At 52.0% G+C, this 10598-nt stretch carries 8 protein-coding genes; 7 read left to right on the top strand and 1 reads right to left on the bottom strand.

All coding sequences use genetic code 11. The features are described 5' to 3' along the window. Positions 1–322: 322 nt before the first annotated feature. From J1785_RS08365 to J1785_RS08355, 3 genes are all read left to right on the top strand, one after another. On the top strand, positions 323–505 hold the full coding sequence (locus J1785_RS08365; protein WP_013574842.1) for a Trm112 family protein: 183 nt from the start codon (positions 323–325) through the stop codon (positions 503–505). After that, entirely contained in the window at positions 502–1260 is a 759-nt protein-coding gene (kdsB, locus tag J1785_RS08360) for a 3-deoxy-manno-octulosonate cytidylyltransferase (RefSeq protein WP_129952495.1), read from the top strand. The genes J1785_RS08365 and kdsB overlap by 4 nt, the downstream gene beginning before the upstream one ends. Positions 1261–1455: 195 nt before the next feature. After that, the gene (locus J1785_RS08355; RefSeq protein WP_129952496.1) at positions 1456–2349 is read left to right on the top strand and encodes a YcbJ family phosphotransferase; all 894 of its coding nucleotides are present in this window, start codon (positions 1456–1458) and stop codon (positions 2347–2349) included. Here J1785_RS08355 and elyC read toward each other — a convergent pair. Beyond that, positions 2342–3130: an envelope biogenesis factor ElyC gene (gene elyC, locus J1785_RS08350; RefSeq protein WP_217139097.1), complete on the bottom strand. Its 789-nt coding sequence runs from the start codon at positions 3128–3130 to the stop codon at positions 2342–2344. The genes J1785_RS08355 and elyC overlap by 8 nt on opposite strands. 156 nt (positions 3131–3286) lie before the next feature. On the opposite strand from elyC, the gene cmoM reads away from it, so the two are divergent. The 4 genes from cmoM to mukB are packed head-to-tail and all read left to right on the top strand — an operon-like array spanning position 3287 to position 10548. Further along, positions 3287–4072 carry a tRNA uridine 5-oxyacetic acid(34) methyltransferase CmoM gene (cmoM, locus tag J1785_RS08345; protein ID WP_129952498.1) on the top strand — a complete coding sequence of 262 codons (786 nt, stop codon included), beginning with the start codon at positions 3287–3289 and terminating at the stop codon, positions 4070–4072. Further along, positions 4069–5391: a chromosome partition protein MukF gene (gene mukF / locus J1785_RS08340; protein ID WP_129952499.1), complete on the top strand. Its 1323-nt coding sequence runs from the start codon at positions 4069–4071 to the stop codon at positions 5389–5391. Before cmoM ends, mukF begins: the two co-directional genes overlap by 4 nt. Further along, on the top strand, positions 5372–6103 hold the full coding sequence (gene mukE, locus J1785_RS08335) for a chromosome partition protein MukE (RefSeq protein ID WP_129952500.1): 732 nt from the start codon (positions 5372–5374) through the stop codon (positions 6101–6103). The genes mukF and mukE overlap by 20 nt, the downstream gene beginning before the upstream one ends. Continuing rightward, the gene (gene mukB / locus J1785_RS08330; RefSeq protein ID WP_217219210.1) at positions 6100–10548 is read left to right on the top strand and encodes a chromosome partition protein MukB; all 4449 of its coding nucleotides are present in this window, start codon (positions 6100–6102) and stop codon (positions 10546–10548) included. Before mukE ends, mukB begins: the two co-directional genes overlap by 4 nt. The last annotated feature ends 50 nt before the right edge of the window (positions 10549–10598 follow it).

Genomic DNA, 10598 nt, shown 5'->3' with positions numbered 1-10598 from the left:
GACATTCAGCTTAGTGGCTGAAGTTAGCGAACATAGCGATGATTTTGTTAATGGTTTTCATTTTTAGAGCTCATGTTTAGGGTTGATAGTGTGACTTGCATCACAGAAAAAATTCTACTCCCACAAATTGGGCAACGCAATCCTCCCACGAAGATATTTTTTTACAAAAACGTAACTTTTTGAGGCCGTATTTGAGGATCAGTGAGAATTAACGTGCGGTGCGGCGTTATGCTATTCTCTTGAACCGCTATGTTGTGTTTCCAATGCTTTTTTGCGTTGCACCTTGCTGAAAATGCGGTGTATTCGCCTCCGGGAGGAATTTATGGACCACCGTTTGCTTGAAATCGTTGCGTGCCCCGTCTGTAACGGGAAGCTTTACTTTAATAAAGAGTCGCAGGAATTAGTGTGTAAGGCAGACAGCCTGGCTTATCCAGTGCGTGAGGGGATTCCCGTATTATTAGAAAACGAGGCCCGACCGCTTTCTGTTGATGAGACACACCCATGAGTTTTGTTGCCATCATCCCGGCCCGCTTCGGGTCAAGCCGTTTACCGGGTAAGCCGTTGGCCGATATCAACGGTAAGCCTATGGTTGTGCATGTGATGGAGCGTGCACTGGAGTCCGGGGCTAAACGTGTAATTGTTGCGACAGATCATCCTGACGTTGTGGCGGCGGTTGAAGCTGCTGGCGGTGAAGTTTGCCTTACACGAGCTGACCATCAGTCAGGCACCGAACGTCTGGCTGAAGTGATCGAGGTATGTCACTTTGCTGATGATGAAATCATCGTCAATGTGCAGGGTGATGAGCCGCTGATCCCGCCTGTTATTATCCGTCAGGTGGCGGATAATCTGGCAAACAGTGAAGCAGGAATGGCGACACTGGCTGTGCCGATTGAAACAGCGGAAGAAGCGTTTAACCCGAATGCGGTAAAAGTGGTTCGGGATGCCAAAGGCTATGCCATGTATTTTTCCCGTGCTGCCATTCCGTGGGAACGTGAACGTTTTGCCGTGTCGAAAGAAACAGTCGGTGATGTCTTCCTCCGTCATATCGGTATTTATGCTTACCGTGCCGGTTTCATTCGCCAGTATGTGAAATGGGAACCGACTAAACTGGAGCACATTGAATTACTCGAACAACTCCGGGTACTGTGGTACGGTGAAAAAATCCACGTTGATGTAGCGAAGGCCATTCCTTCTGTGGGTGTTGATACCGCTGAGGATCTGGAACGTGTGCGCGTGATTTTGGGCCATAAAAATTCCTGATCCGACAAGGTATAAGTGCTCATAAAAGCGGAATGTTCCGGCATTCCGTTTTGTCATTTCTGTTCTCTTTTCGTTTTGCGTACTGCCTTCCTGTTTCTGTCCTGACTATCCGGTTTTTATTTGATCTGACACGGGGTAATCCTTTCCTGAAGCTTTCATCATAAACGTTAATTTATTTGTCACTGCGAACACGTTATGGAACAGCTAAAAGCCGAATTGAGTATTGTGCTGGGCGAGCGTTTATCCCGTCTCGAATGTGTCAGTGAGCAGCCTTATGCGCATCTTTTCTCTCTCTATGATGAGCAGGGTTATGCGATGCCATTGATGGCGAAGAGTTTTGTCTGTCAGGGAATCGCCGGGCAGGAGGCTTATAAATTATCCATGCTGGCACGGGAAGGCGTGGTACGGGTGCCGGCGGTTTATGGCATGGTCACCACGCATCAGAAACCGTATCAGGAAATCTTGCTCATTGAGCGTCTGCGCGGCGTATCGGCGGAAGCACCAACACGTACTCCTGAGCGCTGGCAAATACTGCAGGAGCAAATTGTCGAGGCGATGCTGGCGTGGCACCGGATTGACAGTCACGGTTGTGTCGGTTCGGTAGACAGCACTCAGGAAAATCGCTGGGAAAATTGGTACCCGCAGAGGATCGAAGTATTGTGGGCAACGTTATCCCATTTACAGGCCCCTGAACTCACCCCTGAAGATCGTACGCTGCTTTTCCGTTCCCGTGCCTGTATCCCTGCGTTGTTTGAAGGATTTGACGATACACCGGTATTGGTTCACGGTAATCTTTCGCTACGCAGCATGCTCAAAGATCCGCGCAGCGATCAGTTACTGGCGATGATTAATCCCGGCACCGTGTTATGGGCGCCGCGCGAGTTTGATCTCTTCAGATTGTGGGAAAAAGGAATGAGCGAGCAACTGCTGTTTGGTTATCTCCACAAAGCACCCGTTTCGGAAACGTTCCTTGCCCGTCGCTGGTTGTATCTGGTGTGGGAATCTGTCGCACATCTGATCCATACCGGCAAGCTCGATCGCCGTCAGTTCGATTATGCACGACAACAACTGTTGCCGTGGCTTAACTGAGCGGCTTCGCAGCGGGTGCCGGCAGTGTCATCCATTGCCATATGCGCCCCAGCGTTTCATACCATGCCCGCTCACTGTGAGACAGGAACAGTGCCTGTGGTAATGCTTTTTCCCACGGATTGAGCGGGGAATCTATCGCAAGTTGATTTGCCGGTGCCGGAATAGGATTCAGTCCCAGTTGCCGGAAAAAAATAATCGCCCGCGGCAGATGATTAGCCGATGTCACCAGCACAAAGGGCTGCTCTCCCAGCATTTCTTTCACCTGTAAAGCTTCCTGATGTGTATCCCGTGGCCTGTCGAGTAAAATAATATCGCTTTGCGGCACACCTAAACTCTCCGCCACTTTTCCGGCAACCGCAGCGCTGCTCACCGGATTGGTCATGGCCCGCGCACCGGTGAAGATCATTTTCGAACCGGGGTTTGCCCGGTAAATGCGGATCCCTTCGGCCACGCGAGGAAGACTGTTACTGATGAGATTAGAACTCGGTGCCCACGCCGGATTATAGGTATAACCCCCACCCAGTACGACGACATATTTTACCGGCGCATGGCCGTCAGCCTGATAAGTCGGGTAGACCGATTCAATGGGGCGGAGCAGGTTATCCGCCACAGGTTGCAGGCTGAGCAGCAACAGAAGCAGCCAACTCAGTGAAAAAAACACTTTTCCGGTTTTTTGCCACCGGGTTATCCACAGCAATACCAGTGCTATCGCCATGAGAAGCAGAATAAATGGCAGAGGTAATAGCAGGCCTCCCAGCGTCTTTTTTAGGGTAAATAACATCAGAAACCGATCCTTTTGGGTGAAAAAACGACATCCGGGCGTGAATCCGCGTCAGGATGATTTATTCTATGCCAGCCTGTGCCAAAATAGCACTTCACCCGGCATTGCCGCACAGCCATCATTCACCAAATTGTTTTCAGAAGCAGGGTTCATTTCATGCAGGATCGTAATTTCGACGATATGGCCGAGAAATTCTCGCGCAATATCTACGGCACAACAAAGGGACGTATCCGTCAGGCTGTGCTGGGTCAGGATTTGCATGATTTATTACAGACTTTGCCTCAGCGGCCATTGCGTATCCTTGATGCGGGCGGCGGGGAAGGACAAATGGCCTGCGAACTGGCTGCTTTAGGACATAAGGTCTTGTTGTGTGATCTTTCCGGTGAGATGATCCGGCGCGCTGAGGCTGCTGCGCTGGAAAAAGGTGTGAGCAACAACATGCAATTTGTACAATGTCCGGCTCAGAATATCGCCGAACATTTGGAACAACCGGTTGATCTGATATTGTTCCATGCGGTCATCGAATGGCTGGCAGAGCCACAGCAGGCAATGGCTGCGCTGGTAGATTGCCTGGCACCGGGCGGGGCATTATCGCTGATGTTTTACAATATCCACGGTCTGGTCATGCGGCATATGATCCTCGGCAATTTCGGTCATGTTGAAGCCGGTGTGCCAAAAATCAAAAAAAGCTCCCTGCTACCCGATCATCCACTGGAACCGGCTCAGGTTTATCAGTGGCTGGAAGAACTTGGAATGCAGATCAGCGGCAAGACCGGTGTTAGAGTGTTCCATGATTATTTGCGAAACAGACAACAACATAAACAGGATTTTGACGAGCTTCTGGCGCTGGAGCAGCGTTATTGCCGCCAGGAACCTTTTGTTAGTTTGGGACGTTACATCCACGTGATGGCGCACAAACCCATTCTGAAGGACGAATTATGAGCGAATTTTCCCAGACTGTACCCGAACTGGTCGCCTGGGCACGAAAAAATGATTTCTCAATTTCGCTGCCAACGGAGCGGCTGGCTTTTCTTCTGGCGATTGCCACATTAAACAGCGAGCGCCTTGATGGGGAAATGAGTGAGGGTGAACTGGTCGATGCATTTCGTCACGTCAGCAAGGGATTTGAGCAGACAAACGAAACCATCACCGTACGTGCCAATAATGCCATCAATGACATGGTGCGTCAGCGTTTGCTCAACCGTTTCGTCAGTGAACTGGCTGACGGTAATGCTATCTATCGCCTGACGCCTTTGGCGATCGGCATTTCAGATTATTACATCCGCCAGCGTGAATTCTCTACGTTGCGGTTGTCTATGCAATTGTCGATTGTGGCGCAGGAACTCAAGCGTGCGGCGGATGCAGCCGAAGAGGGTGGCGATGATTTCCACTGGCATCGCAATGTTTACGCGCCACTGAAATACTCCGTTGCTGAAATTTTTGACAGCATCGATATGACGCAAAGGGTCATGGACGAACAGCAGCAGGGCGTGAAAGATGACATTGCCGCGTTGCTGAATAAAGACTGGCGCGCGGCAATTTCCAGTTGTGAAATCCTCCTGTCAGAAACCTCGGGCACGCTGCGTGAATTGCAGGATACGTTAGAAGCCGCCGGTAACCTGTTACAGGCGCATCTTATGCGTATTCAGGATGCCACGATGGTCGAACTCGATTTGAGCTTTGTCGACAAACTGGTTTTCGACTTGCAGAACAAACTCGACCGTATTACCAGCTGGGGTCAGCAGGCAATTGACCTGTGGATTGGCTATGACCGCCATGTGCATAAATTTATCCGTACCGCCATCGATATGGATAAAAACCGGGTGTTTGCGCAACGTCTGCGCCAGTCGGTGCAGAACTACTTTGATCAGCCGTGGACGCTGACGTTCGCCAATGCCGATCGTCTGCTGGATATGCGTGATGAAGAACTGGCCCTGCGTAGCGAAGAAGTGACCGGCGAACTTCCGCCAGATCTTGAGTTTGAAGAGTTTAACGAAATCCGCGAACAACTTGCGGCATTGATTGAACAGGCCTTACAGGTTTATCAGCAACAAAAAACGCCGCTCAATCTGGGCATGGTAATGCGCGAATACCTTAAACAGTATCCGCGTGCCCGACATTTTGATGTCGCGCGAATTGTGGTCGACCAGGCCGTGCGCCTTGGTGTGGCTGAAGCAGATTTTTCAGGATTGCATGCTGAATGGCAGGCAATCAATGATTACGGAGCCAAGGTGCAGGCCCATGTCATCGACAAATATTGAACACATAATGCCAGCTAAGCTGGCGCAGGCACTGGCAAACTCAGTGTTTCCTGCTCTCGACAGTCAGCTGCGTTCTGGCCGTCATATTGGCATTGATGAACTGGATAACCATGCTTTTCTGATGGATTATCAGGAAGAAATGGAACTCTTTTACAGCCGCTACAATGTGGAATTAATCCGGGCACCGGAAGGTTTTTTCTATCTGCGTCCGCGCTCGACCACGCTTATCCCGCGTTCAGTGTTATCTGAACTGGATATGATGGTGGGGAAAATTCTTTGCTATTTGTATCTGAGCCCGGAACGTCTGGCGCATGAGGGGATTTTTACTCAGCAGGAACTGTACGACGAATTACTGAGCCTGGCGGATGAAAGTAAATTACTCAAATACGTCAATCAGCGCTCAACCGGCTCAGATTTGGATCGCCAGAAGTTGCAGGACAAAGTTCGTACGTCGCTCAATCGCCTGCGCCGTCTGGGTATGGTGTATTTCATGGGTGTTGACAGCAGCAAGTTCCGTATCACCGAAGCGGTATTCCGTTTTGGTGCGGATGTCCGCAGCGGCGATGATGCGCGCGAAGCACAGTTGCGGATGATCCGCGACGGTGAAGCGATGCCTGTCGACAGCGCGCTGTCACTGAATGACGAAAGTGAGGACGGCGAACCGCTGGCAGGGCAGCAAGGGCATGAGAGCGCAGAGGATGAACAGGAATGATTGAACGCGGTAAATTTCGCTCACTGACGCTGGTTAACTGGAACGGGTTCTTCGCCCGTACGTTTGACCTTGATTCACTGGTCACCACGCTTTCCGGCGGCAACGGGGCGGGTAAATCCACCACAATGGCGGCTTTCGTCACCGCCCTGATCCCCGATCTGACGTTACTGCATTTCCGTAACACAACGGAAGCGGGCGCCACCTCCGGTTCACGTGATAAAGGTCTGCACGGTAAATTACGTGCGGGTGTCTGTTACTCGGTTCTGGATGTGGTGAACTCGCGTCACCAGCGCATTGTTGTGGGGGTTCGCCTGCAGCAGGTCGCCGGCCGTGACCGTAAAGTCGATATCAAACCTTTCACCATTCAGGGTTTGCCGGTTGCGGTGAATCCGACAGAAATGCTGACCGAGACGGTCGGCGAACGTCAGGCCCGCGTGCTGCCTTTGCAGGAGCTGAAAGATCGCGTTGAGGCAATGGAAGGCGTACAGTTCAAGCAGTTCAACTCCATTACTGATTATCATGCCCTGATGTTTGATCTGGGTGTGATTCCGCGTCGTTTACGTTCAGCATCCGACCGCAGTAAATTTTATCGTCTGATTGAAGCCTCACTTTACGGCGGTATTTCCAGTGCCATCACTCGTTCCCTGCGCGACTATTTGTTGCCGGAAAACAGTGGTGTGCGTAAAGCTTTCCAGGATATGGAAGCGGCGCTGCGTGAAAACCGCATGACGCTGGAAGCGATCCGCGTGACGCAATCTGACCGCGATCTGTTTAAGCATCTGATTTCTGAAGCAACGTCTTACGTAGCCGCAGACTATATGCGTCATGCCAATGAGCGCCGCATTCATCTCGATGGTGCGCTTGTGCTGCGTAATGATTTGTTTAGCAGCCGCAAGCAGTTATCCGGCGAACAATATCGTCATGTCGAAATGGCGCGTGAGCTGGCCGAACAAAGTGGTTCGCAAAGCGATTTGGAAACCGATTATCAGGCCGCCAGCGATCATCTGAGTCTGGTTCAGACGGCGATGCGTCAGCAGGAAAAAATCGAGCGTTATGAAAGTGACCTCGAAGAGCTGACGTATCGTCTGGAAGAGCAGAACGAAGTGGTGGCCGAAGCCAGCGAGCAGCACGCCGAATATGAAGCACGCGCTGAGGCCGCTGAACAGGAAGTGGATGAGCTGAAAAGCCAGCTGGCCGATTACCAGCAGGCGCTGGATGTTCAGCAGACCCGTGCGATCCAGTATCAGCAGGCGTTACAGGCGATTGAACGTGCGCGCGACTTGTGTCAGATCCCCGATCTGAGCATTCAGAATAGCGAAACATGGCTGGAAACGTTCCAGGGCAAAGAACAGGAAGCCACTGAAATCCTGTTGATGCTGGAACAGAAGATGAGTGTTGCTTCTGCCGCCCATAATCAGTTTGAAACCGCTTATCAGTTGGTGGTGAAAATCGCCGGTGAAGTGAGCCGCAGTGAAGCCTGGCAGACGGCACGTGAATTACTGCGTGACTGGTCTTCCCGGCAGCATCAGGCTGAGCGTGTCGAACCGCTGCGCATGCGGTTGTCCGAACTTGAAGGCCGCCTGCGTGAGCAGCAGGATGCTGAGCGTCAGCTGCAGGAATTCTGCAAACGTACGGGGCAGGATGTGCACCCTGAAGATCTGGACGAAATGCAGCGTGAGCTGGAAGTTCAGATTGAAGAATTACAGGGTGTGGTGTCGCAGGCAGGTGAACGTCGCATGGAAATGCGCCAGGAGCTTGAACGTGTCCAGTCGCGCATTCGTGAACTGACCGCCCGTGCCCCCGTCTGGCTGGCCGCGCAGGAAGCACTCAGTCAGTTAAGCGAGCAAAGTAAGGAACCGCTGGAAAGCAGCCAGCAGGTGACCGAATACATGCAGCAACTTCTGGAAACGGAACGCGAAACGACAGTTGAGCGTGACGAAGTGGCTGCCCGCAAACGTCGCATTGAAGGGCAAATTACCCGCCTCAGCCAGCCGAGTGGTGCGGAAGATTCCCGCATGATCGCGCTGGCAGAACGTTTCGGTGGCGTATTGTTGTCGGAAATTTACGACGATGTCACCATCGACGATGCGCCTTACTTCTCCGCATTGTATGGTCCGTCCCGTCACGCAATTGTGGTACCTGATTTATCTCTGATCCGCGACCAACTTGACGGTCTGGATGATTGCCCGGAAGATCTCTATCTCATCGAAGGGGATCCGCAGTCATTTGATGACAACGTGTTCGAAGTGGAAGAAATGCAGGGTGCGGTACTGGTTAAAACGGGTGATCGTCAGTGGCGTTATTCTCACTTCCCGCAAGTGCCGTTGTTTGGCCGTGCGGCGCGTGAGAACCGTCTGGAAACCCTGCATAAAGAACGCGAAAGCCTGTCAGAACGTTATGCGACATTGTCGTTTGATGTGCAGAAAATTCAGCGCGCACATCAGGCGTTCAGCCGCTTTATCGGCAGCCATTTAGCCGTGGCGTTCGATGCCGATCCTGAAGCTGAAATCCGTACCCTGAGCGGACGCCGCGGTGAGCTGGAACGCGCCATTAATGCGCATGAAGGCCAAAATCAGCAACAGCGCCAGCAATATGAGCAGGCGAAAGATGCTATCGGCATGCTCAATAAATTGCAGCCGCGTGTCGGTTTGCTATGCGATGAGACGCTGATTGATCGGGTCGAAGAAATTCGTGAAGAGATGGAAGAGGCGCAGGATTGCGCCCGTTTCATTCAGCAGCACGGTGTTTCACTGAGCAAGCTGGAACCGCTGGTATCGGTGCTGCAAAGCGACCCGGAACGGCATGAGCAACTGAAAGAAGATTACGCCCAGGCGCAGCATGTACAGCGACTGGCGAAGCAGCAGGCATTTGCCCTGACCGAAGTGGTTCAGCGCCGTGCTCACTTCAGTTATACCGACTCTGCCGGTATGCTCAATGAAAACAGCGACCTGAATGATAAACTGCGTCAGCGTCTGGAACATGCGGAAGCAGAACGTACACGCGCCCGTGAACAAATGCGTCAGCATCAGACGCAACTGACGCAGTACAGTCAGGTTCTGGCCTCGCTGAAAAGTTCGTTCGATGCCAAACGCGATATGCTCAAGGAACTGAGTCAGGAATTACAGGATATCGGCGTTCAGGCGGATGCCAATGCGGAAGCACGCGCCAAAACCCGCCGTGACGAACTGCACAGCGCGCTCAGTACTAACCGTGCGCGCTGTAATCAGCTTGAAAAGCAAATCACCTTCTGCGAAGCAGAAATGGATAACCTGCAGAAGAAACTGCGCAAACTTGAGCGTGATTATCATCAGAGCCGCGAACAGGTTGTGACCGCAAAAGCGGGCTGGTGTGCGGTGATGCGTTTGGTGAAAGACAATGGTGTTGAACGTCGTCTGCACCGCCGTGAGCTGGCTTATATGGATGGCGACGAACTGCGTTCCATGTCAGATAAATCCCTGGGTGCGCTGCGTCTGGCGGTGTCTGATAACGAACATCTGCGCGATGTGCTGCGTCTGTCCGAAGATCCGAAACGCCCTGAGCGCAAAATCCAGTTCTATATTGCCGTCTATCAGCATCTGCGCGAACGTATCCGCCAGGATATTATTCGTACCGATGATCCGGTTGAAGCGATTGAACAGATGGAAATCGAGCTGGGACGTCTGACCGAAGAGCTGACAGCCCGTGAGCAACAACTGGCGATCAGTTCCCGCAGCGTGGCAAATATCATCCGCAAAACCATTCAGCGCGAACAAAATCGTATTCGTCAGCTTAACCAGGGGCTGCAGGCAGTGGCGTTTGGTCAGGTGAAAAGCGTCCGTCTGAATGTGAACGTGCGTGAAGCGCATGCGGGACTGCTGGATGTGCTTTCTGAACAGCAGGAACAGCATCAGGACCTGTTCAGCAGCAACCGTCTGACTTTCTCGGAGGCGCTGGCGAAACTCTATCAGCGTCTGAACCCGCAAATTGATATGGGTCAGCGCACACCGCAAACTATTGGCGAAGAACTTCTGGATTACCGCAACTATCTCGAAATGGAAGTGGAAGTAAACCGGGGTTCGGATGGCTGGCTGCGCGCAGAAAGCGGGGCGCTGTCAACAGGTGAAGCGATCGGTACCGGTATGTCGATTCTGGTAATGGTTGTTCAGAGCTGGGAAGATGAGTCGAGCCGTATGCGAGGAAAGGATATTTCGCCTTGTCGTCTGCTGTTCCTCGATGAAGCCGCGCGTCTGGATGCGAAATCTATTGCCACACTGTTTGAGCTTTGCGACCGTCTGGAAATGCAACTGATTATCGCAGCACCGGAAAACATCAGCCCGGAAAAAGGGACGACGTATAAACTGGTGCGTAAAGTCTTTGGCAATAATGAGCATGTACACGTCGTTGGTTTGCGTGGATTTGCCGCTGAACAGCCTGCTCTGGTCAATACGGAAGCTGACGTTTCCTGATTATTTTCAGATAAAACAGCTGATTGATTTTAAAAGCCCCGGCCTATGAT

Source organism: Rahnella perminowiae, from assembly GCF_019049755.1.
Taxonomy (GTDB): Bacteria; Pseudomonadota; Gammaproteobacteria; order Enterobacterales; family Enterobacteriaceae; genus Rahnella; species Rahnella perminowiae.
Note: the sequence above shows the minus strand (reverse complement) of the source record. Positions and strands in the feature narration are given on the sequence as shown.

Excerpts from the sequence above, each read along its gene's own strand:
- J1785_RS08365 (WP_013574842.1), top strand. The coding sequence starts at position 323 with ATGGACCACCGTTTGCTTGAAATCGTTGCGTGCCCCGTCTGTAACGGG.
- kdsB (WP_129952495.1), top strand. The coding sequence starts at position 502 with ATGAGTTTTGTTGCCATCATCCCGGCCCGCTTCGGGTCAAGCCGTTTA.
- J1785_RS08355 (WP_129952496.1), top strand. The coding sequence starts at position 1,456 with ATGGAACAGCTAAAAGCCGAATTGAGTATTGTGCTGGGCGAGCGTTTA.
- elyC (WP_217139097.1), bottom strand. The coding sequence starts at position 3,130 with ATGTTATTTACCCTAAAAAAGACGCTGGGAGGCCTGCTATTACCTCTG.
- cmoM (WP_129952498.1), top strand. The coding sequence starts at position 3,287 with ATGCAGGATCGTAATTTCGACGATATGGCCGAGAAATTCTCGCGCAAT.
- mukF (WP_129952499.1), top strand. The coding sequence starts at position 4,069 with ATGAGCGAATTTTCCCAGACTGTACCCGAACTGGTCGCCTGGGCACGA.
- mukE (WP_129952500.1), top strand. The coding sequence starts at position 5,372 with ATGTCATCGACAAATATTGAACACATAATGCCAGCTAAGCTGGCGCAG.
- mukB (WP_217219210.1), top strand. The coding sequence starts at position 6,100 with ATGATTGAACGCGGTAAATTTCGCTCACTGACGCTGGTTAACTGGAAC.